Source organism: Mycobacterium sp. E2989, from assembly GCF_001667595.1.
Taxonomy (GTDB): domain Bacteria; phylum Actinomycetota; class Actinomycetes; order Mycobacteriales; family Mycobacteriaceae; genus Mycobacterium.
Genome location: NZ_LZJX01000105.1, coordinates 1 through 20004, shown reverse-complemented (window position 1 = coordinate 20004; position 20004 = coordinate 1). Strand labels below are relative to the sequence as shown.

Genomic DNA, 20004 nt, shown 5'->3' with positions numbered 1-20004 from the left:
CCTGGCGGCCGCCGTGGTCAGCGGCGGAACGGTGCGCATCACCGGCTGGCCGGAAACCAGCGTGCAGCCCGCCGACCACATCCTGACCGTGCTGGGCAAGCTGAATGCCACTGTCAATCAAGGCGATTCGTTCCTCGAGGTGCAGGGGTCCGCGACGTATGACGGCTTCGACGTCGACCTGCGCGCGGTCGGCGGGCTGCACGCTGGTTTCCGGCCAGCCGGTGATGCGCACCGTTCCGCCGCTGACCACGGCGGCCGCCAGGAAGGGAACGGCGTTCGTCAGGTCGGGTTCCACCTCCCAGTGCCGGGCCGCGACCGGGCCGGGCCGCACGCGCCAGCGGTTGGGCACCGAGTCGTCGACGTCGACGCCGGCCTGCCGCAGCATCTCCACCGTCATGGCGATGTGCGGCGCCGACGGCAGCGTCGCGCCGGTGTGCCGCACGGTCAGGCCCTCGGTGAACGACGGCGCGCACAGCAGCAGGCCCGACACGAATTGCGAGGACGCCGAGGCGTCGATGTCCACGGTCCCGCCGGCGACCGACCCGCCGCCATGGACCCGGAAGGGCAGGCCGGCGCCCTCGATCGGCACGCCGAGGCCGCGCAGGGCGTCGAGCAACGGCGCGATCGGCCGCGCGCGGGCCTGTTCGTCACCGTCGAACTCGACCACCGCCTCGGCCAGCGCCGCCAGCGGCGGCACGAACCGCAGCACCGTGCCGGCCAGGCCGCAATCCACCCGCGCGTCGGGCCCGGGGGCGATCCGGCCACCGACCGTCAGCTCGGACCCGGACCCTTCGACTCGCAGGCCGAGAACGCGCAGCGCGCCGATCATCAGGTCGGTGTCCCGGCTGCGCAGCGCCCCGCTGATCGTCGGATCGCCATGACCTTGCGCGGCGGCCAGGGCGGCCAGCACGAGCGCGCGGTTGGTCTGCGACTTCGAGCCCGGAACGGTCACGGTCGCGTGCACCGGTTTCGGCGCGTCGGGGGCCGTCCACATGCTCACCGGTCCATCATGGCCTGTCGGCAGGCAATGCCACTATGGAAGGTATGTGCGGACGGTTCGCGGTCACCACCGATCCGGCGCTGCTGGCCCAGAAGATCAAGGCGATCGACGAGGCCACCGGCGCCTCGGAGAACGCCGGGGCGCCCAACTACAACGTGGCCCCGACGACGACCATCGCGACCGTCGTGACCCGCCACACCGACCCCGACGACGACCCCACCCGCCGGGTGCGGCTGATGCGCTGGGGTCTGGTGCCGCCGTGGATCAAGGCCGGTTCCGACGGCGCACCGGAGACCAAGGGCCCGATGCTGATCAACGCCCGCGCCGACAAGGTCACCACCTCGCCCGCGTTCCGGTCCAGCGCCAAGTCGAAGCGGTGCCTGATCCCGATGGACGGCTACTACGAATGGCGCGTCAACGAACCGGCCGGCGGCAAGAAATCACGCAAGACGCCGTTCTTCATGTACCGCGAGGACGGCGAGCCGCTGTTCATGGCGGGGCTGTGGTCGGTGTGGAAACCGGCCAAGGAGGGCTCGCCGCTGCTGAGCTGCACGATCATCACCACCGACGCGCCCGGCGAGCTGGCCGAGATCCATGACCGGATGCCGCTGGTGATGCCCGAGCGCGACTGGGACCGCTGGTTGGACCCGGACGCCCCGATCGACGAAGAACTGCTCACCCGGCCGCCCGATGTGCGCGCCATCCGGATGCGCGAGGTCTCCACGCTGGTCAACAATGTGCGCAACAACGGGCCGCAGCTGCTCGAGCCGGCCGACCCGGAGCCCGAACAGGCCACACTGCTTTAGTTGCTGAGGACCAGCTTCCAGTTGCCGTTGATGTTGCGGTCCGGGACGCACCAGAAGTTGTTCCAGTTGCCCGGCGTCGAGGCCTTCACGCCCGGCCCGGCGTCCTGGCAGGCCGCCCGGGTCGGGTAGTTGCCCTCGGTTTGGATGGTGTCGGCGGTGCTGGTTCCGACGCCGACGGTCAGCAAGCCGGCGAACGCGAGCACACCGGCAGCGAAAGATCTGTTGATTGATCGCTTCATGCCGATAACGGTATGCGTAAACGGGCGATCACAAGGGCTTTTTGCGGTGACGGCCGATGCAGGTACGCGATACCGAATTGTGTCCGAAAGGCCCTGTTGCCGTTGCTCTGGGACGGCGGAGCATATTGGCATGACAACCACCGAAAAAGCTGTTTTCGAGGGCCCGCTGCAGCAACTTGCCCGTAGCGCATGGCAGCTGGTTCTCTTCATCGGCATCCTCGCCGTGGCGCTGGGTGTCATCGTCCTGGCCTGGCCCGGCAAGACCCTGTTCGTGGCCGGGGTGCTGTTCGGCATCTACCTCGTGGTTTCCGGAATTGGTTACGTGTTCGCCGCCTTCGGCGCGCACACCGGTGCCGCGATGCGCGTGCTGGCATTCCTGACCGGCGTCGTGTCGTTGGTGCTGGGCTTCTTCTGCTTCCGGGACAGGTTCGAGGCGGCCTGGCTGCTGGCACTGTGGATCGGGATCAGCTGGGTGTTCCGTGGGATGAGCCTGCTCGCCGCGGCGCTGTCCTTCGACCACCTGCCCGGCCGCGGATGGCAGGTCATTTCCGGGCTGATCATCATCATCGGCGGCGGGGTGCTCATCATCTATCCGCAGGATTCGCTCGCGGTGTTGACCCTGGTCGCGGGGTGCTGGCTGATCGCCATCGGCATCGTCGACGTCATCAGCGCGCTGCAGATCCGCAGCCGGCTTCGGGCGTGACGGTCCGCCACTCAGCCAGGAAGTTGTCGGTCAATCTCGAAGGCCAGGCATAGTTCCGCGAGCTCCGTGGGCCGCGAGAGCGACCGGCCGGTCAACTCCTCGATCCGGCGCAGCCGGTGCCGAACCGTGTTGGGGTGACAGTAGATTCGGGCCGCGGTGTCGTTAGCGGAGCCGCCCGCCTGCAGCCAGGCGCCGAAGGTCTGCAGCAACACGGCGCGCTCCTCGGCGGGCAGTTCGTCCACCCGCCGCAGCAGCTCCGACTTGATCTTGCCCATCACCTCGGGCGCGCTGACCGCCGCGACCGCGAGCGGGGTGCCGTCGAAGACCGCGACGAGTGAGTTCTCCGATCGCTTCTGGCTCAGGGCGATTCGCGCGAAGCGCAGCGCGCCGGTGGTCTCGGTCAGCTCCTGGAACACCGGACTGATCCCCACCCGGGCCGTCGCCGTGTGCCCGAGCACCTCAACGAGGGTGCCGAGCGTGCCGGACGGCCCCGGATTGCGAACGTGGACGATTCCGGCTTGCAGGTCGGGCAGCAGCCGCCACGCCGAGCGGATGTCGCGGGCCCACAGCTTGTTCTCGATCGAGGGCAGGCCGGCCCTGCCGATCGCGGGCAGTTCCGCGGCCACGACGACGTACGGGCCCCCGGTGGGCAGCCGCAGTAGCTCGGCCGCCTCCCAGAGGCTGTGCGCGCCGGTCATCCGGCCCGACAAGAGCGCTTCGACCAAAGCGGACCGCTCTTCCTCGCGCTGAAACATCTGCGCCGTGAGCTGCTGGCGGTACGCGCCGCTCATCGCGTCGGTGAACGTCTCCTGGGCGAAGAAGACCCGCGCGGTCGCGTCCAGGATCGAATCGGTGGGTATGTGCTCGGCCCGGGCGGTGGCGAGCGTCTGCTCCCACATGAACCGGAAACCGATCCGGTACGCGGTCATGACCGCCGGTAGGGGGACACCCGCCATGGCGCGCTCCGCGCCGGTCCGCTCGGCCGGAGCAACGTCGACGTCGGCGTCGCCGGCGAGGGCATGGAAGATGAAAGTGACGTTGGCCGAGCAACTTTCGGCGACCTGATCCGTCGTCACCAGGCCGCCGTCGCGATACGCGTCGATCTCACGGCACAGCACCTCGGCCATCGCCTTGCCCAATTCGGGGGCCCGGGCCAGCATCAGCCTGCCCAGCCTGACCACCTGCGGGTCGACTCCGGCGCCACCTTGCGCCGAGCGGGGTTTCGATGCCAAACCCATACCGGAAAACCCTAGGCCAGCGCCCGGGCGAATGTGGGCGGTAACACCAAACGGGCCCGGTCGTTGTTAGCGCGGACATTGTGGCGTCAGGGCCACGGGATCACGCTTTAAACAAGCACTGCAACACTTCCCGGAGCGTCCCATGACCACCTTGAGCGCCAACCTCGTCTCGTCGATGCAACGGCACCCCGAGCGCATCGCGCTGCGCTACGACGACCTGACATTCACCTTCGCCGAATTCCACGCCGCCGCCGCGCGGGTGGCGGCGTTGCTGGAACGGGCCGGGATCCGTCCGGGGGATCGGGTCGGGGTGATGCTGCCCAACACACCGGCCTTCGCACTCGCGTTCTACGGCATCATGTACCGCGGCGCGATCGCCGTCCCGATGAACCCGCTGCTGAAGGAGCGGGAGATCTCCTACTGCCTGTCGGACAGCGGCGCCGCCGCGCTGTTCGCCACACCGGACTTCGCCGGCGAGGCCACCGCGGCCGCCGCGCACGTCGGGGCGCGGTGCTGGCTGGTCGATGACGCCGGCCTGATGGAGTTGATCGCCGAGGTGCCGGAGCAACAGACCGCGGTGGAGCGCGGCGGCCACGAGGTCGCGGTCATCGTGTACACCTCCGGCACCACCGGAAAACCCAAGGGCGCCATGCTCACCCACGACAATCTTCGGCACAACGCCGACGTCGGCGTGACCACGCTGCTCGAGTTGGGCCCGGATGACGTGGTGATGGGCTGCCTGCCCCTCTTCCATGTCTTCGGCCTCACCTGCGGGCTCAACGTGTCGGTGCGCGCCGGCGCGATGCTGACGCTCATTCCGCGCTTCGACCCGGTGAAGGCCGTCGAGGTGATCGAGCGTGACGCTGTCACGATCTTCGAGGGGGTGCCGACGATGTACTCGGCGCTGCTCGGCGTGGCGGATAGGGCCCTGAACGGCGCGCTGCGAAGCTTGCGCGCCTGCGCCTCCGGCGGGGCGGCGCTGCCCGTCCAGGTCCTCACGGACTTCGAGCGGGCATTCGACTGCGCGGTTTTAGAGGGGTACGGGCTGTCGGAAAGCACCGCCGTGGCGTCCTTCAACCACCCGCAGCGGCCGCGCAAGGCGGGTTCGATCGGCACGCCGGTCGAGGGTGTCGAGATGCGGGTCGTCGACCCGGCCGGGAGCGAGGTTCCCGAGGGCGAGGTGGGCGAGATCCAAATCCGCGGCCACAACGTGATGAGGGGCTACTGGAACCTGCCGGACGCGACGCAGGCCACCATCACGTCCGACGGCTGGCTGAACAGCGGCGACGTCGGCCGCGTCGACGAAGACGGGTACTTCTACGTCGTCGACCGCACAAAGGACTTGATCATTCGCGGCGGCTACAACGTCTATCCGCGCGAGATCGAGGAAGTGCTCTACGAGCACCCGGCGGTGGCCGAGGCTGCCGTCATCGGCGTCCCGAACGAATACCTCGGCGAGGAGGTCGGCGCCGCCGTGGGGCTCAAGGAGGGCGCCGAGGCGACCCCGGAGGAACTCCGCGACTACGTCAAAACCCGGGTCGCCGCCTACAAATACCCGCGCCTGGTCTGGCTCGTCGACGAGCTGCCCAAGGGACCGACCGGCAAGGTCCAGAAGCGCGACATCACCGTTCCCGCAACAGAAAGCACGCGATAACCATGGCCACCCAAACCGCCAAAGCCGAAGAGCTCGCCGTCCCGCTCGACCTGCTCTTGACGAGCGCCACCAAGCCGTTCGCCAGCCGGATGCTGCCCGACGACACCTGGACCCGCTTCGCCGTCAGCCTCGCCAGGCAGCCCGGCGCGGTGGCCGGCCGGATCGGGGCGCTCACCCGCGAGCTCGGCGCCGTCGCGGCGGGCAACTCGCACCGGGCGCCGGCCCGGGCCGACAAGCGATTCGCCGACCCGGCGTGGGAGCAGAATCCGGTGCTGCGCCGGATCATGCAGGCCTACCTCGCCGGCGCCGAGACCGCCGAGGGACTGCTCGCCGACGCCGGGCTGGACTGGCGCGACCAGGAGAGGATGCGCTTCGTCGTCGACAACCTGGTCGAGGGCCTGGCCCCCAGCAACAACCCGCTGATCAGCCCGCTGGGGTGGAAGGCGATGATCGACACCGGCGGGCTGAGCGCGGCGCGAGGCCTGAAAGCCTTTGCGCGGGACATGCTTTCGAAGCCCCGGGTGCCAGCGATGGTCGAACCCGACGCCTACGCGGTGGGCGAAACCTTGGCCCTCACCAAGGGGGCGGTCGTGCTGCGGACGTCCATGTTCGAACTGATCCAATACGCCCCGCAAACCGCGAAGGTCCGTGAGGTGCCGCTGCTGTTGGTGCCGCCGGTGATCAACAAGTACTACATCATGGACATCGCGCCCGGGCGCAGCATGATCGAGTACTTCGTCGCGCAGGGCCAGCAGGTGTTCGTCATCTCCTGGCGCAATCCACAAAAGCGACACCGGGATTGGGGCTTCGACGCCTACGGCGCGGCGATCATCGAGGCGATGGACACCGTGCAGAAGATTGCCCGCACCGACCGCACCCACCTGCTGGCCACCTGCTCGGGCGGCATTCTGGCCGCGATGACGGCGGCCCACCTGGCCGACATCGGCGAGGGTGACCGGGTGGCGGGCCTCAACCTGTCGGTCACCGTGCTGGACGAGAACCGGGCGGGGCTGGCCGCCGCGGTGATGAGCGACCGCGCGGCCCACGCGGCGATCCGGGTCTCGAGCCGGAAGGGGTACCTGGACGGCCGCGACATGGCGGAGATGTTCGCCTGGCTGCGGCCCACCGACCTGGTGTGGCGGTACTGGGTGAACAACTACGTCCAGGGCCGCAAGCCGGCGCCGTTCGACGTGCTGTTCTGGAACGCCGACACCACCCGGATGACGGCCGCGTTGCACCGCGACATGGTGCTGATGGCCGTGCGCAACGCGCTCGTCACCCCGGGCGCGCTGACGATGCTGAACAGTCCGGTCGACCTCGGCAAGGTCACCGCCGACGCGTATATCGTCGGCGGCGTGGCCGACCACATCTCCCCTTGGCAGGCGACCTATCGCAGCGCCCGGTTGCTCGGCAGCAAGGACAACCGCTACGTGCTGTCCACCAGCGGCCACATCGCGGCGCTGGTCAACCCGCCGGGCAACCCCAAGGCTTCGTACCGGACCGGTCCGGTCGACGCGGAGGATCCGCAAGAATGGCTCGAATCGTCGCAGAAGTCCAGCGACTCCTGGTGGCCGGACTACGTGCAATGGCTCGCCGAGCGCAGCGGCCCGGAGGTCAACGCCCCGAAAGCCCTTGGCGGCAAAGGGCTCCCGCCGCTCGGCCCCGCTCCCGGCGGCTACGTGATGGAGAAGTGAATGAAGCGTAGCCCACAGCAGAGGCGCCTGCGGGTGGTCCAGCCGAGCACGGTGGGCCAGGAGCGCTACCTCAACACCGGCGGGCAGCGAATCCGGGTGAACATCCGCCCGGGAACGGGCGTCCCGCTGGTGCTGTGCAACGGCATCGGGGCCAGCCTGGAGGTGCTCGACCCGCTGGTCGAGCAGCTGCCGATGACGGTGGTGAGGTTCGACGTGCCGGGGACCGGGGGATCGCCGACCTCGCCGCTGCCGTACGGGTTTCCCTACCTGGCCTGGGTCCTGGGGCGGGTGCTGTCCAAACTCGACATGGGCGTTGTCGACATCCTCGGGCTCTCCTGGGGCGGCGCGCTGGCGCAGCAGTTCGCGTTCCAGAATCCGCGCCGCTGCCGGCGCATGGTGCTGGTGGCGACGGGCACCGGCGTTCTCATGGTGCCCGCCAGCCCGTTCGTGTTGGCGAAAATGGCCACCCCGCGCCGGTTCTCGGATCCCAACTACGCCGCGGCGATCGCCGGTGACCTCTACGGCGGCACCGTCCGCGCTCACGGGGAAGACGTGGCCAAGTTGTTCGTGCGGCAGCTGCACGCCGGTTCGAAGATGGGTTACCTGCACCAACTGCTCGCCGGGGCGGTCTGGACGAGCCTGTTCGCGCTGCCCGCGGTGCGGCAGGAGACGCTGATCGTCGCGGGCACCGATGACCCGATCATCCCGGTGGCCAACGCCCACATCCTGCACCGGTTGCTGCCCCATGCGATGCTGCACCTGCATTCGGGCGGTCACATCGACATCGTGCACAACGCGACCGAACTCGCCCCCGTGATCGAGGGCTTTCTGAGCGAGGCGGGCGAGCGGGCCTAGGCGCGGATGTCCGCGGTGACCGCATTCGTCAACCGGATCAGGTCCTGCGGCGAAACGCCGACGTCCCAGCCGCGCCGGCCCGCACTGCAGTACACCCGATCCCAGGCGAGGGCGCCCGCGTCCAGCACGGTCGGCAGGGTCCTGCGTTGCCCGAACGGCGACACCGCGCCCACCACGTAGCCGGTGGCCCGCTCGGCGGCGGCGGGCTCGGCCATGCCGGCCTTGGCCACCCCGAGCGCCGCGGCGGCCGCCTTCAGTGAAAGCCGGTGCGGCACCGGCAATATCGCGACGGCGAGCCCGCCCGGCACCGTGATCACCAGCGTCTTGAAGATCTGCTCCGGCGCGATGCCGCGGTCGGTCAGCGCGTGGACCGCCTCCGCGCCGAACGAGCGTTCGCGGCGATCATGGTCGAAGGCGACGACCTCGTGCGGCACACCGGCTTTCGCCAGCGCCGCCAGCGCGGGCGTCGCGGCGTGGGGCGTCAGGGCTCGGCCCGACTAGGGGCCCGAGTACCCCGGCGGGTTGACCCCGTCGACCCAGAAGTCGACGCCCAGCTGCCCGCCCGGCACGCAGTTGTACACCGACAGGTCGGAAACGCCGGACTCCAGCAGCACGTCCTCACACAGCAGCATGTTGCCGGTGTACTCGCGGGCGGGCTTGTTGAGGATGACGTAGGCCGCGTCGGAGTACACCTCGGGCTTGCGGGCGCGACCCATCGCCTCGTCACCGCCGAGCAGGTTCTGCACCGCGGCGGTGGCCACCAGCGTGCGCGGCCACAACGTGTTCGACGCGATGCCGGCGTCGCGCATCTCCTCGGCGATCCCCAGCGCGCACAGCGTCATACCGAACTTGGCCATCATGTAGGCGGTCGGCTTCAGCCACTCCTTGCCGAGCAACACCGGCGGCGACAGCGTCAGGATGTGCGGATTGTCCGCGGCCTTCAGGTGCGGGATGCAGGCCTGCGACACCGCGTACGTACCGCGCACCTGGATGCCGTTCATCAGGTCGAACCGCTTCATCGGCACCTCGGTGATGGACCCCAGGTTGATCGCCGACGCGTTGTTGACGCAGATGTCGATGCCGCCGAACTGCTCGACGGCCTTGGCCACCGCGGATTCGACGGACTCCGGATCGCGGACGTCCCCGACGATCGGCAGCGCCTGCCCGCCGGCCTCCTCGAGCTCCTTGGCGGCGGTGTAGACCGTGCCCGGCAGCTTCGGGTGCGGCTCGGCGGTCTTGGCGATCAGGGCGATGTTGGCGCCGTCTTGGGCGGCGCGTTTCGCGATCGCCAGGCCGATGCCACGGCTGGCGCCGGAGATGAACATGGTTTTGCCTTGCAGAGACATGGCGTCACAGTAACGCCCGGCCGCCGGCGGCCCGATCGGGGGACAGGCGGCCCAGAATGGCGCCGGGAAATAGCACGTCGGCCCCCGCTGTTGACACTGTCGGTCTCAAAAGTCATGCGGGCGCACCCGGGCGGACAGTGTCGGTGGCAGCCTCTAGATTGGGAGGAGCGGTTTGGTGTCAGCGGCGACGAGCCTGTTGGACCGTCCAATGGGTGCCGAGCAGTTGGCTTGCTTTGCGAGCCCGGTGGCGCTTTCAGCGCTGCCCGGTGACACCGCAGCAGAAGGGACCGGGGTACTCGACATGGCCGACATCGACGGCGCCACCGCAGCGGAGCTGCCCGATCCCGCGGCGCAGGAGACGGACGCGGAGCTGATGGCGCGCTTCGAGCGCGACGCGATTCCCCTGCTTGACCAGCTCTACGGCGGTGCGCTGCGCATGACCCGCAATCCCGCCGACGCCGAGGACCTGCTGCAAGAGACGATGGTGAAGGCCTACGCCGGCTTCCGCTCGTTCAGGGCCGGCACCAACCTCAAGGCGTGGCTGTACCGGATCCTGACCAACACCTACATCAACAGCTACCGCAAGCGGCAGCGGCAACCGGCGGAGTACCCGACCGAGGAGATCACCGACTGGCAGCTGGCGTCCAACGCCGAGCACTCGTCCACCGGATTGCGTTCGGCCGAGGTGGAGGCACTCGAGGCGCTGCCCGACAACGAGATCAAGGAAGCGTTGCAGGCGTTGCCGGAAGAGTTCCGGATGGCCGTCTACTACGCCGATGTCGAGGGTTTTCCGTACAAGGAAATCGCCGAGATCATGGATACGCCCATCGGGACGGTAATGTCACGGCTGCACCGCGGCCGGCGTCAACTGCGTTCGCTGTTAGCTGACGTGGCCAAGGAGCGGGGCTTCAACCGCGGCCAGCAGGCGCACGAGGAGGTGTCGTCATGAGCGAGTTCTCCGGCTCCAGCGACACGTGCCCCAACGACGACGCCCACGGCGCCGTCGGCTGCGCCGAGGTGATCCGCCAGGTCTGGCTCCTGCTCGACGGCGAATGCACACCCGAATCCCGCGACCAGCTGCGCCGGCACCTCGAGGCGTGCCCCGGCTGCTTCAAGCACTACGGCCTCGAGGAGCGGATCAAGGCGCTGATCGCCACCAAATGCAAGGGCGAGAAGGCCCCCGAGGGCCTGCGCGAGCGGCTACGCCTGGAAATCCGCCGGACCACCATCATCCGGGAATCGCAGTAGCGATCCTCAGGCGTTGGGCCGCTTGCCGTGGTTGGCCTTGCTGTGCTTGCGGTCGCGCTTCTTCCGGCCCCGTTTGGCCATGTTGGAATCCTCCGTTGATTGCGGGCGTCCGGCGCCCGTTAGCTTGCCTCACATTCTCGCACGGCCTGTCGGGGCCCGTGCGCCGCGGTGCGGCGGGGGCCTGTGGTTCGATATACCCGAGCCTGACGGAAGCTTGATGGACCAGCAGCCAGCCTGCGCGATGGCCGAAACGAGTGGGGTGAAGATGGCCGAGGATGTGCGCGCCGAGATCGTGGCCAGCGTGCTCGAAGTCGTAGTCAACGAGGGTGACCAGATCGGCAAAGGCGACGTCGTGGTGCTGCTGGAGTCGATGAAGATGGAGATTCCCGTCCTGGCAGAGGTCGACGGCACCGTCAGCAAGGTGAGCGTCTCGGTGGGCGATGTCATCCAGGCCGGCGACCTGATTGCCGTGATCAGCTAGCCCGTGAAAGATCTTGAAGCCTTCTTGTCCAGCCGGGGGATGGCCCGGGGAGTGAGTGATGTCGACTCTCGGTGATCTGCTTGCCGAACACACCGTGCTGCCGGGCAACGCCGTGGACCACCTGCACGCGGTGGTGGGCGAGTGGCAGCTGCTGGCCGACCTGTCGTTCGCCGACTATCTGATGTGGGTTCGCCGCGACGACGGCACGTTGGTGTGCGTGGCGCAGTGCCGGCCCAACACCGCGCCCACCGTGCTGCTGACCGACTCGGTGGGCAGCGTGGTCGCCGCCGACCGGTTGCCGCTCGTCGCCGGAACCTTCGACTCGGGCACGGCGCAGCGGGATCACGATGCGGCACAACGGGATTCGTGGCTGCCCGGCCCGCACGTCGAGGCCTCCCCGGTGCGGTACGGCGGCCAGGTGGTGGCCGTGCTCACCCGGCACCAGACCGCCGTCGCCGCCGACCGCGCGTCCGGCCAGCTGGAAACGGCGTACCGCGACTGCGCCGGCGATCTCGTCCACATGCTCGCCGAGGGCACGTTCCCCGACGTGGGGGACGTGGTCATGTCGCGCTCCACCCCCCGGGCCGGCGATGGCTTCATCCGCCTGGACGTCAACGGCGTCGTCGCCTACGCCAGCCCCAACGCCGTGTCGGCCTACCACCGGATGGGCCTGACCACCGAGCTGGAGGGCCGCAACCTGGTCAAGGTGACCCGCCCGCTGGTCTCCGACCCGTTCGAGGCGCAGGAGCTGGCCGAGCACGTCCTCGACCTGCTGGCCGGCGGGCGCAGCATGCGCATGGAGGTCGACGCCGGCGGCGCCACGGTGCTGCTGCGGACGCTGCCGCTGGTGGTCGACGGCGCCAGCGCCGGGGCGGCGGTGCTCATCCGCGACGTGACCGAGGTCAAGCGCCGCGACCGCGCCCTGATCTCCAAGGACGCCACGATCCGCGAAATCCACCACCGGGTGAAGAACAACCTGCAGACCGTGGCGGCGCTGCTGCGCCTGCAGGCCCGGCGGACGGTCAACGCCGAGGGGCGCGAGGCCCTGATCGAGTCGGTGCGCCGGGTCTCGTCCATCGCCTTGGTGCACGACGCGCTGTCGATGTCGGTGGACGAGCAGGTCAACCTCGACGAGGTCATCGACCGGATCCTGCCGATCATGAACGACGTGGCGTCGGTGGACCGGCCGATCCGGATCAACCGGGTGGGCGACCTGGGCGTGCTGGACTCCGACCGGGCTACGGCCCTGATCATGGTGATCACCGAATTGGTGCAGAACGCCATCGAGCACGCTTTCGACCCGTCCTCCGAAGAGGGCTCGGTGACCATTCGGGCCGAGCGTTCGGCGCGCTGGCTCGACGTGGTGGTCCACGACGACGGCCGCGGGCTGCCGGAAGGCTTCAGCCTGGAGACGTCCGACAGCCTCGGCCTGCAGATCGTGCGGACGCTGGTGTCGGCGGAACTCGACGGCACGCTGGGGATGCGGCAGGCCCCGGCCCGCGGCACGGATGTGGTGTTGCGGGTGCCGATCGGCCGGCGGGCCCGGCTGGTTTTATAGGCGCACACAACAGCGCGGCCCCGACTTTCGTCGAGGCCGCACTGTTGGGTCTAACCGAGTCAGACTCCGCTACGGGCCTTCGTCCGGGCGTTGCGACGCTTGAGTGCGCGCCGCTCGTCTTCGCTCATGCCGCCCCAGACGCCCGAGTCCTGACCGGTGTTCAGGGCCCACGACAGGCAGTCCGTAGTCACCGGGCACCGATTGCAGACCAGTTTCGCGTCAGCGATCTGCGCGAGCGCCGGGCCGCTGTTCCCTACCGGGAAGAACAGCTCCGGGTCCTCGTCGCGACAGACCGCCTTGTGGCGCCAATCCATAAGTAGTTACTCCTCACTGAGTGCGCAGCAAGGCGCACGGCCAATTTCTTCGGCTGTTAACGCGTGCACAAGAAAAGGGTCCGTACCCCTATCTAAATTTCTGCATGCAACCTTTCGATCGTTTCACAGGCCCAACAGATGTCAATAGCGTGCGTTAGCTCGTGGGCTATCTCACTTCGATCGTTCGGTAGCCGGGCCATTACTCCGTTGTACTACACTGACTGGCCGATCTCGGGAAACGTCTTCGCCGCCTGGCCCGGGGCCGCTTCGTTTGCGCAGGTCAGACGGTGCTTTTGCGCGGGGGTGCGACGACGGCCAGTGCGTCCGGGACCGACCGGAACGTCATGGTTTCGCGCACGCCGAGGTAATCCCCGTCGAACTGGCAGGCGACCGGGCCGCCGGTCGAGGTGACCCGCAGGCAGGGCACGTCGTCGTCGGTGATCAGGTGGTCGAACGCGAACTTGGGGTGCTTGGCGAACATCTGGCGCACGATGCGCAGGGTGGGGATCGTTTTCATGCTCAGGGGCGCGAACACCCCGAGCCCCGATTCGAAGGTGCAGCCGGGGTTGGTCCATACCGGCCGTTCGTTGGCGAATGTCCAGGGGCTGGAGTTCGAGACGAACGCGAAGCTCACCCCCGTGATGGGTTCGCGGCCGGGCAGTTCGAGGGTCAGCATGGGCTCGCGGCGGGTGTAGCCCCACACCGCCGGCACCGCCGCGCGAATGTAGCGCCAGGCGGTGACCTTGCCGCCTTTGTCCCGTTCGGCCTCGACCGCGGCCACGACCTCCGCGTCGACGCCCATCCCGGTGTTGAACACGGCCCACCGCTCACCGCAGTCGATCAGCCCGATGCGGCGCCAGGTGTGGTGGCGGCGGTAGTCGTCGAGCAGCTGAATGAGCTGGTTGGTGGCGGCCACCGGGTCGCGCGAGATCCCCAGCGACCGCGCCAGCACGTTCGCCGAACCGCCGGGAACCACCGCTACCGCCGGCACCGGGCCGGTGGGCTCCGACGTCGCGCCCGGACGGCCGAGCAGGCCGTTGACCACCCCGCTCACGGTGCCGTCGCCGCCGTGCACCACCACCAGGTCGACACCGTCGGCGACCGCCTTCTCCGCCAGCTCGGTGCCGTGACCGCGGTGGTTCGTGTGTTCGACGGTGAGCTGCAGGCGGCTCTTGAGCGCGTGCGCCAGCAGGTCGCGACCGGCCGGCGTGGTGGAGGTGGCTGTGGGGTTCACGATCAGCACGGCGCGCATGAAGCACGAGCTTATGCGGGGTCGGTAAGACCCGGCTGTGGAGCCCGCGCGCGTGACTACGCTGACGCGGGTGACAGTCTTCCGCGACAACCACGGCTCCGCCCCGGCCGCCGTGCGCGGCGCCGGGGTCCTGGTGCTGGCGCAGGGAGCGGCCGCCCTGGTCATGGCGGCGGTGCTGGTGGTGCGCGGCATCGCCGGGTCCGACCAGCACGTGGTCAACGGCTCCCCGGCGAGCGGGTGGTACGCCCAGGGAACGGCGGTCTTCTTCGTCCTGATCGGCGCGGTGGTACTGGCCGCCGGTCGCGCGCTCCTGCGCGGAAAGCGCTGGGGGCGTGGGCTGGCCGTGATCACCCAGCTGCTGTTGGGGCCGGTGGCCTGGTACCTGACCGTCGATTCGCACCGGCCCGGCTTCGGGATTCCCGCGGGAATCGCGGCGCTGGTCGTGCTGGGCCTGCTCTTCAGCCCCGCGGGCCTGCGCTGGGCCGCCGGCGGCGATCAGGGCGACTCCGCCAGCTCGGCCAACCGCGGGCCCGACAACCGGTAGGTGGTCCACTCCCGCTGCGGTTCGCCACCGACGCCGTCATACAGCGCGATGGCGTCGGCGTTCCAATTGAGCACCGCCCAGGACAACCGCGTGTAGCCGTTTTGGAGGCATTCGGCCGCCAGCGTGGCCAGCAGGGCGCGGGCCAGGCCGCGGCGGCGAAATCCCGGGCGCACGAACAGGTCTTCGAGGTAGACGCCCGCCACGCCGTCCCAGGTGGAGAAGTTGAGGAACCACAGCGCCATCGCGCCGATCTCCCCGTCGACCTCCGCGACGTGCCCGAACAACGTCGGCGTCGCACCGAAAAGCGCTGCGGCAATTTGTTTTTCGGTGACCGTGCATTGATTCGCGGCGCGTTCGAATTCGGCCAGCGCGTGAATCATTTCGGCGATCGCGGCGGCGTCGTCGGGCCTGGCGCGGCGAATGGTCATTGCTCGACGTCCAATGCGTTGAGAATTGTGGCGAATTTGATTGTGGTTTCCGCGACTTCCTCGTCGGGGTCGGATTCGGCGACGATGCCGCCGCCGGAGCGGGCGAGCGCGGTGCGGCGGTCCGCCGACAGCTGCGCGCAGCGGATGGACACCACCCAGCGGCCGTCGCCCCGGGCGTCGCACCAGCCCACCGCCCCCGCGTAGAAGCCGCGGTCGCCCTCCAGCTCGGCGATGAGCTCGAGGGCGGCCTTGGTCGGCACCCCGCCGACCGCCGGGGTCGGGTGCAGCGCCAGGGCCAAATCGATTGCGGTGGTTGATATGTCGCGGAGCCGGCCGCTGATCGGTGTGCACAGGTGCCACACCGCCGCGGTGCGGCTCAGTTCCGGCTCGGCGGCGACCGTGAGCTCGTCGCACAGCGGCTCCAGGGCGGCCCGAATGGTCTCGATGACCAGCTGATGCTCGTGGCGGTCCTTGGCCGAATGAGCCAGTGCGGCGCCGCTGGCGGCGTCGGCTTGCGGGTCGGCGGCGCGCGGGGCCGACCCGGCGAACGGCCGGCAGGTGACGCGGTCCGGGGACCGCGCCACCAGCAGCTCCGGGCTGGCGCCGACCAGCGCCGCGCCGGCGTAGTCGCCGCCGGCGGCGGTCAGGTCCACCAGGTAGCCGTAGGCGGCCGGGTCCGCCGCGACGAGCCGGCGCAGGATGACGCGGGCGTCCAGGGGAGCGTCGGCGACCAGCCGTAGCGCGCGGGACAGCACCACCTTGCTCAGCGGGCCGTCGGGCGCGACGAGCTGGTCGCGGGCCCGGCTGATGCGGCGGCGGTAGTCGGCCGGCGACGGGTCGGCGGCGGCGATCCGCACCGACGGCAGCGGCCCGGTCGGCCAGTCCGGCGGCGCGGCGGTGCGGCGCACGGTGTCGGGTGTCAGCAGCGCCGCGGGGCGATCCACGTCAAACGGCAACGCGCCCAACACTATTGGCGCAGATCCAGAACGCAGCGCGTCCTGGGCGGCCGCCACGTCGCGGTAACGCTCCCGCACGCCCTCGGCGACCAGGGTCTGGTTCGGTCCGCACAGTGCGAACGGCGGCTGGATGCTCACCCCGGTTTGATGGCCTGCGGCTGGCTGGTCAACCCGAGCGCGGCGAGTTGGCGCACCCCGTGCTCGAAACCGCACACCGCGATGGAGCCGGCCAGCATCCAAAACCGGCTGCCTTCAACCAGCGGCAGCTCCACCCAGCGCGTGATGACCGAGCGGGAGAAGTGACTGTGCCCGACGAACACCACATCCCGGTCGCTCATGTGCTCCAGCGCGAACGCGACGGCCCGATCTGCGCGGTCGCTGACCTGCGCCACGCTCTCGCCGCCGGGGCAGCCGTGCGTCCACACCAGCCAATCGGGATCCGATTCGTGGATCTGCGGGGTGGTCAGGCCCTCGTATGCGCCGTAATCCCATTCGGCCAGCAGGGGAGAGACCTCGTCGACGTCGAGCCCGGCCAACTTGGCCGTCGTCAGCGCGCGGATGCGCGGGCTGCTGACCACCAGCGGATCGGTGAGGTTGAGTTCGCGCAGGACGCGGCCGGCGAGCTCGGCCTGGACGCGGCCGGTGTCCGTGAGCTCCAGGTCGGTGCGGCCCGTGTGCTGGCCGGATTTCGACCACTCGGTCTCGCCGTGGCGGAGCAATACCAATCGGTGATTGTGCAGGCCCATATCGACCGATTCTGCCGGACGACATGCCGGGCCCGTCGGCCGCAGCACGCGGCGATCGAACATGCCAGGATGGGCACTGTGACCGTGGCAACAAGGAGGGGCGGGCGCTGGTGACTAAGACCCGGGTATTGGCCGTGGCCAACCAGAAGGGCGGCGTCGCCAAGACGACGACCGTTGCCTCGCTGGGCGCGGCGATGGTGGACGAGGGAAACCGGGTGCTGTTGGTGGACCTGGATCCGCAGGGCTGCCTGACGTTTTCGCTCGGCCAGGATCCCGACAAACTCCCGGTGTCGGTGCACGAGGTGCTGCTGGGCGAGGTCGAGCCCAATGCGGCGCTGGTCACCACGATCGAGGGCATGACGCTGCTGCCGGCCAACATCGACCTGGCGGGCGCCGAGGCGATGCTGCTGATGCGCGCCGGCCGCGAATACGCGCTCAAGCGTGCGCTGGCCAAGGTCGCCGACGACTTCGACGTGGTCATCATCGACTGCCCGCCGTCGCTGGGGGTGCTCACCCTCAACGGGTTGACCGCCGCTGACGAGGTGATCGTGCCGCTGCAGTGCGAGACGCTCGCCCACCGGGGCGTTGGCCAGTTCCTGCGCACGGTCGCCGACGTCCAGCAGATCACCAACCCCGACCTGCGGTTGCTCGGCGCGTTGCCGACGCTGTACGACTCGCGGACCACGCACACCCGCGACGTGCTGGCCGACGTCGCCGACCGCTACAACATGCCGGTGCTGGCCCCGCCGATCCCGCGCACCGTGCGGTTCGCCGAGGCCAGCGCCTCGGGTTCGTCGGTGATGGCCGGGCGCAAGAACAAGGGCGCGTCGGCCTACGGCGAGTTGGCGAAGGCGTTGCTCAAGCACTGGAAGACCGGCAAGCCCCTGCCGACGTTCGCCGTCGAGGTCTAGCGGTTGGGGCGAGCAGCCGCAAACTCGCACGCCGACAGGCGCTTTCATGCGATTTTGCGTCTGCTCGGCCGACGCGATATCAGCCCAGGGCCACCACGGTGTCGCCGCGCTGCTCGAACACCCGGGATCCCGCGACGGCCGGAACGACCGCGCGCCCCGGCGGGCTCGGCGCCCGGTTCACGGTGAGGTAGCGCTCGGGGGCGCCGCTGAGCGGGTCGTAGACGCCGATCGCGCCCGTGACCGGCACCAGCAGGCGGCCCGCCATCATCGCGCCCGGCCCCAGCGGCACGGTCGTGTCGCCGGCGGCGATGGTGTAGCGCAACGTCAGATTGCCGGTGTCGAACGCCAGCACGGAATCGCCGGTCCACCAGGTGATCAGGCTGCCCGCGTGCGAGACCGCCCCTGGGCTCGACGGCGGCTTGGGTAGCAGGGTGCTCGACACGGTGGTGCCGGTCTCGTCGACCACGTCCACCCGGGGCCGCGGCGAGGGCAGGTAAACCGCGGTGTTGTTCTCCCACACGGTGAGCACCCGCGCGCCGGAGTCCGCCGCGATCCCGGGTTCCGCCACCACCCGCTGCTGGGGCTCGTCGTCATCCTTGCCCGGCCGCAGCAGCACCAGCCGCAGGTCGGCCTGGTTCACGCAGGCCTCCAGCACCGACACCGCCGACGAGCTGGCGGCCGCCGAGACCAGCTTGCAGCCGGAGTGCAGACCGCGTGCCGAGGGCTTCACCCGTGCGTCGGTCTCGCCGTAGGCCACCATCCGGACCATGTCCGAGCGCCACAGCTCCAGGCGGGTGTCGCCGGCCGACAGCACCGTCGTGCCGTCGGAGGACAGCTGGACGTGCTGGTCGGCGTAGCCGCTGCGGGCGGGCCCGCGACGCCCCGTTGCGCCGTCGAGCGTGCTCACCTGCCCACACCCGCGGTCGTCGGAATAGACGGCGACCGCGTAGTGGTAGATCCAGGACACCCCGCACAGGCCGCCGTCCCGCTCATAGCTCCACAGGGACTTGCCCGAGCCGGGGTCCCGCCCGTCGACCCGGTGGCCGTCGCCGGTGACGACGGTCCCGCCCACCGTCACGGGTGCGGTGGTGGCCGGGCTGGCCGCGGTCCACAGCTCTTTGAGCGTGGTCGGCACCTGCCGGGCCGGGGTCGGGTTGGGCGCGGGAACGGCGGCGGGCCGGCTGATGGTGGCCCGGGCGTCGCTGGTCCACCAGATCAACGCGGCGACGGCGGCCACCACGACCGCGATCGCCACGGCGGCCAGGACGTCGCCCCTGGTCCGGCGCTCGGGTCTGACCATCCGTGGGTGCGCGGCTCAGTTGGCGGGCGCGCCGGCTTCGGCGGGCTTGCGGCGACGACGGCGACGCCGGCCGTTTCCGGAGTTGCCGGACCCCTCCGCCGCGGCTTCGCCGTTGGAACCGCCCGCCGCGGCGTTCCCGTCGGGATGTCCGGAAACCGGCTGGCCGCCGCGGGTGCGGCGGCGCGGTGCGCCCGAGCGGGCGCGGCCGGACCGCTCGGCCTTCTGGCCGTCACGCTCGCTCGTGCGGCGCTGGCCCTGCGGCTTCTTCGGTGTGCCGATGCTGCCGCGCGCCTCGGCGGGGATGCCCATCTCTTCGTAGAGGTGCGGCGAATTCGAGTAGGTCTCGGCGGGCTCGGGGTTCTCCAGGCCCAGCGCCTTGTCGATCATCGACCACCGGGGCAGCTCGTCCCAGTCCACCAGGGTGACCGCGATACCGGTTTTTCCGGCGCGGCCGGTCCGACCGATGCGATGCACGTAGGCCTGTTCGTCCTCGGGAATCTGGTAGTTGATGACGTGGGTGATGTCGTCGATGTCGATGCCGCGCGCGGCCACGTCGGTGGCGACCAGCACGTCGATGTCGCCGCTGCGGAAGGCCTTGAGCGCCTTCTCGCGGGCGATCTGCCCCAGGTCGCCGTGCACCGCACCGACCTTGAAGCCGCGCTCGGCCAGTTCGTCGGCGACCTTTTGCGCGGTGCGCTTGGTGCGGGTGAAGATCATCGTCGCGCCGCGGC

Annotated in this window: 23 protein-coding genes and 2 pseudogenes; 12 read left to right on the top strand and 13 right to left on the bottom strand. The window is 69.7% G+C overall.

The features are described from left to right. Positions 1 to 13: 13 nt before the first annotated feature. A pseudogene (locus A5680_RS26590) lies at positions 14 to 130 on the top strand (hypothetical protein); the annotation flags it as partial. A gap of 54 nt (positions 131 to 184) precedes the next feature. Here A5680_RS26590 and A5680_RS18535 read toward each other — a convergent pair. Further along, positions 185 to 1000: pseudogene (locus tag A5680_RS18535) on the bottom strand (3-phosphoshikimate 1-carboxyvinyltransferase); the annotation flags it as partial. Positions 1001 to 1044: 44 nt separating this feature from the next. Between A5680_RS18535 and A5680_RS18530 the strand changes: the two are divergent. Further along, the gene (locus tag A5680_RS18530) at positions 1045 to 1806 is read left to right on the top strand and encodes an SOS response-associated peptidase (RefSeq protein ID WP_055399046.1); all 762 of its coding nucleotides are present in this window, start codon (positions 1045 to 1047) and stop codon (positions 1804 to 1806) included. Here the strand turns inward: A5680_RS18530 and A5680_RS18525 are convergent. Then, the gene (locus A5680_RS18525; protein WP_055399162.1) at positions 1803 to 2051 is read right to left on the bottom strand and encodes a hypothetical protein; all 249 of its coding nucleotides are present in this window, start codon (positions 2049 to 2051) and stop codon (positions 1803 to 1805) included. The two genes, A5680_RS18530 and A5680_RS18525, sit on opposite strands and share 4 nt — an antisense overlap. A 124-nt stretch (positions 2052 to 2175) precedes the next feature. Here A5680_RS18525 and A5680_RS18520 point away from each other — a divergent pair, with 124 nt between their 5' ends. Next, the gene (locus A5680_RS18520) at positions 2176 to 2748 is read left to right on the top strand and encodes an HdeD family acid-resistance protein (protein ID WP_055399044.1); all 573 of its coding nucleotides are present in this window, start codon (positions 2176 to 2178) and stop codon (positions 2746 to 2748) included. Positions 2749 to 2759: 11 nt separating this feature from the next. Here A5680_RS18520 and A5680_RS18515 read toward each other — a convergent pair whose 3' ends face one another. Further along, a complete protein-coding gene (locus A5680_RS18515; RefSeq protein WP_067821921.1) occupies positions 2760 to 3986 on the bottom strand; it encodes a CdaR family transcriptional regulator in 1227 nt (408 codons plus the stop codon). A 142-nt stretch (positions 3987 to 4128) separates the two neighbouring features. Here A5680_RS18515 and A5680_RS18510 point away from each other — a divergent pair, with 142 nt between their 5' ends. From A5680_RS18510 to A5680_RS18500, 3 genes are read left to right on the top strand one after another with little or no spacing between them, the layout of a single operon-like run. Then, positions 4129 to 5640: a long-chain fatty acid--CoA ligase gene (locus A5680_RS18510; protein ID WP_067821919.1), complete on the top strand. Its 1512-nt coding sequence runs from the start codon at positions 4129 to 4131 to the stop codon at positions 5638 to 5640. A gap of 2 nt (positions 5641 to 5642) precedes the next feature. Next, positions 5643 to 7334, top strand: a complete 1692-nt coding sequence (locus A5680_RS18505) for an alpha/beta hydrolase (protein WP_067821917.1) — start codon at positions 5643 to 5645, stop codon at positions 7332 to 7334. After that, a complete protein-coding gene (locus A5680_RS18500; RefSeq protein WP_055399039.1) occupies positions 7335 to 8189 on the top strand; it encodes an alpha/beta fold hydrolase in 855 nt (284 codons plus the stop codon). Here A5680_RS18500 and A5680_RS18495 read toward each other — a convergent pair. Both A5680_RS18495 and A5680_RS18490 read right to left on the bottom strand, forming a co-directional pair. Beyond that, a complete protein-coding gene (locus A5680_RS18495) occupies positions 8186 to 8623 on the bottom strand; it encodes a YbaK/EbsC family protein (protein WP_231965012.1) in 438 nt (145 codons plus the stop codon). The genes A5680_RS18500 and A5680_RS18495 overlap by 4 nt on opposite strands. 63 nt (positions 8624 to 8686) lie before the next feature. Then, a complete protein-coding gene (locus A5680_RS18490) occupies positions 8687 to 9535 on the bottom strand; it encodes an NAD(P)-dependent oxidoreductase (RefSeq protein ID WP_055399035.1) in 849 nt (282 codons plus the stop codon). A gap of 301 nt (positions 9536 to 9836) precedes the next feature. Here A5680_RS18490 and A5680_RS18485 point away from each other — a divergent pair, with 301 nt between their 5' ends. Beyond that, entirely contained in the window at positions 9837 to 10484 is a 648-nt protein-coding gene (locus A5680_RS18485; RefSeq protein ID WP_055399033.1) for a sigma-70 family RNA polymerase sigma factor, read from the top strand. Beyond that, positions 10481 to 10783, top strand: a complete 303-nt coding sequence (rsrA, locus tag A5680_RS18480) for a mycothiol system anti-sigma-R factor (RefSeq protein ID WP_055399031.1) — start codon at positions 10481 to 10483, stop codon at positions 10781 to 10783. The genes A5680_RS18485 and rsrA overlap by 4 nt, the downstream gene beginning before the upstream one ends. A 6-nt stretch (positions 10784 to 10789) precedes the next feature. On the opposite strand, the gene A5680_RS26585 is transcribed toward rsrA, so the two are convergent. Then, positions 10790 to 10864 (bottom strand): 50S ribosomal protein bL37, encoded by a 75-nt coding sequence (locus A5680_RS26585; RefSeq protein WP_011728008.1) that lies wholly within the window; start codon positions 10862 to 10864, stop codon positions 10790 to 10792. A gap of 184 nt (positions 10865 to 11048) precedes the next feature. On the opposite strand from A5680_RS26585, the gene A5680_RS18475 reads away from it, so the two are divergent. Both A5680_RS18475 and A5680_RS18470 read left to right on the top strand, forming a co-directional pair. Continuing rightward, positions 11049 to 11264 carry a biotin/lipoyl-binding carrier protein gene (locus A5680_RS18475; RefSeq protein ID WP_044512934.1) on the top strand — a complete coding sequence of 72 codons (216 nt, stop codon included), beginning with the start codon at positions 11049 to 11051 and terminating at the stop codon, positions 11262 to 11264. A 58-nt stretch (positions 11265 to 11322) separates the two neighbouring features. After that, positions 11323 to 12822 (top strand): sensor histidine kinase, encoded by a 1500-nt coding sequence (locus A5680_RS18470; protein WP_055399029.1) that lies wholly within the window; start codon positions 11323 to 11325, stop codon positions 12820 to 12822. Between the two features lie 59 nt (positions 12823 to 12881). Here A5680_RS18470 and whiB1 read toward each other — a convergent pair whose 3' ends face one another. Together whiB1 and A5680_RS18460 are read right to left on the bottom strand one after the other, a co-directional pair. Beyond that, positions 12882 to 13136 carry a transcriptional regulator WhiB1 gene (whiB1, locus tag A5680_RS18465; protein ID WP_007168139.1) on the bottom strand — a complete coding sequence of 85 codons (255 nt, stop codon included), beginning with the start codon at positions 13134 to 13136 and terminating at the stop codon, positions 12882 to 12884. A gap of 280 nt (positions 13137 to 13416) precedes the next feature. Then, the gene (locus A5680_RS18460; protein ID WP_067821914.1) at positions 13417 to 14388 is read right to left on the bottom strand and encodes a diacylglycerol kinase family protein; all 972 of its coding nucleotides are present in this window, start codon (positions 14386 to 14388) and stop codon (positions 13417 to 13419) included. A 70-nt stretch (positions 14389 to 14458) separates the two neighbouring features. Here A5680_RS18460 and A5680_RS18455 point away from each other — a divergent pair, with 70 nt between their 5' ends. Further along, positions 14459 to 14932 carry a hypothetical protein gene (locus A5680_RS18455; protein WP_067821924.1) on the top strand — a complete coding sequence of 158 codons (474 nt, stop codon included), beginning with the start codon at positions 14459 to 14461 and terminating at the stop codon, positions 14930 to 14932. Here the strand turns inward: A5680_RS18455 and A5680_RS18450 are convergent. Genes A5680_RS18450 through A5680_RS18440 form a run of 3 tightly spaced genes read right to left on the bottom strand, consistent with a single transcriptional unit; the run spans position 14884 to position 17062 of the window. After that, positions 14884 to 15360: a GNAT family N-acetyltransferase gene (locus tag A5680_RS18450; protein ID WP_067821912.1), complete on the bottom strand. Its 477-nt coding sequence runs from the start codon at positions 15358 to 15360 to the stop codon at positions 14884 to 14886. The genes A5680_RS18455 and A5680_RS18450 overlap by 49 nt on opposite strands. After that, the gene (locus A5680_RS18445) at positions 15357 to 16454 is read right to left on the bottom strand and encodes an isochorismate synthase MenF (protein ID WP_067821904.1); all 1098 of its coding nucleotides are present in this window, start codon (positions 16452 to 16454) and stop codon (positions 15357 to 15359) included. The genes A5680_RS18450 and A5680_RS18445 overlap by 4 nt, the downstream gene beginning before the upstream one ends. Further along, complete coding sequence (locus A5680_RS18440; protein WP_055399021.1) at positions 16451 to 17062, bottom strand: acid phosphatase; 612 nt, start codon at positions 17060 to 17062, stop codon at positions 16451 to 16453. The genes A5680_RS18445 and A5680_RS18440 overlap by 4 nt, the downstream gene beginning before the upstream one ends. Positions 17063 to 17172: 110 nt before the next feature. Between A5680_RS18440 and A5680_RS18435 the strand changes: the two genes are divergently transcribed. Continuing rightward, on the top strand, positions 17173 to 17973 hold the full coding sequence (locus A5680_RS18435) for a ParA family protein (RefSeq protein ID WP_055399154.1): 801 nt from the start codon (positions 17173 to 17175) through the stop codon (positions 17971 to 17973). Positions 17974 to 18052: 79 nt separating this feature from the next. Here A5680_RS18435 and A5680_RS18430 read toward each other — a convergent pair whose 3' ends face one another. Together A5680_RS18430 and A5680_RS18425 are read right to left on the bottom strand one after the other, a co-directional pair. After that, positions 18053 to 19273 carry a hypothetical protein gene (locus A5680_RS18430; protein ID WP_067821902.1) on the bottom strand — a complete coding sequence of 407 codons (1221 nt, stop codon included), beginning with the start codon at positions 19271 to 19273 and terminating at the stop codon, positions 18053 to 18055. 15 nt (positions 19274 to 19288) lie between these two features. Then, positions 19289 to 20004, bottom strand: a 716-nt coding sequence (locus tag A5680_RS18425; RefSeq protein ID WP_197499810.1) for a helicase C-terminal domain-containing protein, incomplete at its 5' end; no start/stop codon positions are given.

Coding starts and splice junctions, on each gene's coding strand:
- A5680_RS18530 (WP_055399046.1), top strand. CDS start 1,045: ATGTGCGGACGGTTCGCGGTCACCACCGATCCGGCGCTGCTGGCCCAG.
- A5680_RS18520 (WP_055399044.1), top strand. CDS start 2,176: ATGACAACCACCGAAAAAGCTGTTTTCGAGGGCCCGCTGCAGCAACTT.
- A5680_RS18430 (WP_067821902.1), bottom strand. CDS start 19,273: ATGGTCAGACCCGAGCGCCGGACCAGGGGCGACGTCCTGGCCGCCGTG.
- A5680_RS18515 (WP_067821921.1), bottom strand. CDS start 3,986: ATGGGTTTGGCATCGAAACCCCGCTCGGCGCAAGGTGGCGCCGGAGTC.
- A5680_RS18485 (WP_055399033.1), top strand. CDS start 9,837: ATGGCCGACATCGACGGCGCCACCGCAGCGGAGCTGCCCGATCCCGCG.
- rsrA (WP_055399031.1), top strand. CDS start 10,481: ATGAGCGAGTTCTCCGGCTCCAGCGACACGTGCCCCAACGACGACGCC.
- A5680_RS18500 (WP_055399039.1), top strand. CDS start 7,335: ATGAAGCGTAGCCCACAGCAGAGGCGCCTGCGGGTGGTCCAGCCGAGC.
- A5680_RS18450 (WP_067821912.1), bottom strand. CDS start 15,360: ATGACCATTCGCCGCGCCAGGCCCGACGACGCCGCCGCGATCGCCGAA.
- A5680_RS18440 (WP_055399021.1), bottom strand. CDS start 17,062: ATGGGCCTGCACAATCACCGATTGGTATTGCTCCGCCACGGCGAGACC.
- A5680_RS18475 (WP_044512934.1), top strand. CDS start 11,049: ATGGCCGAGGATGTGCGCGCCGAGATCGTGGCCAGCGTGCTCGAAGTC.
- A5680_RS18460 (WP_067821914.1), bottom strand. CDS start 14,388: ATGCGCGCCGTGCTGATCGTGAACCCCACAGCCACCTCCACCACGCCG.
- A5680_RS18505 (WP_067821917.1), top strand. CDS start 5,643: ATGGCCACCCAAACCGCCAAAGCCGAAGAGCTCGCCGTCCCGCTCGAC.
- whiB1 (WP_007168139.1), bottom strand. CDS start 13,136: ATGGATTGGCGCCACAAGGCGGTCTGTCGCGACGAGGACCCGGAGCTG.
- A5680_RS18470 (WP_055399029.1), top strand. CDS start 11,323: ATGTCGACTCTCGGTGATCTGCTTGCCGAACACACCGTGCTGCCGGGC.
- A5680_RS18490 (WP_055399035.1), bottom strand. CDS start 9,535: ATGTCTCTGCAAGGCAAAACCATGTTCATCTCCGGCGCCAGCCGTGGC.
- A5680_RS18510 (WP_067821919.1), top strand. CDS start 4,129: ATGACCACCTTGAGCGCCAACCTCGTCTCGTCGATGCAACGGCACCCC.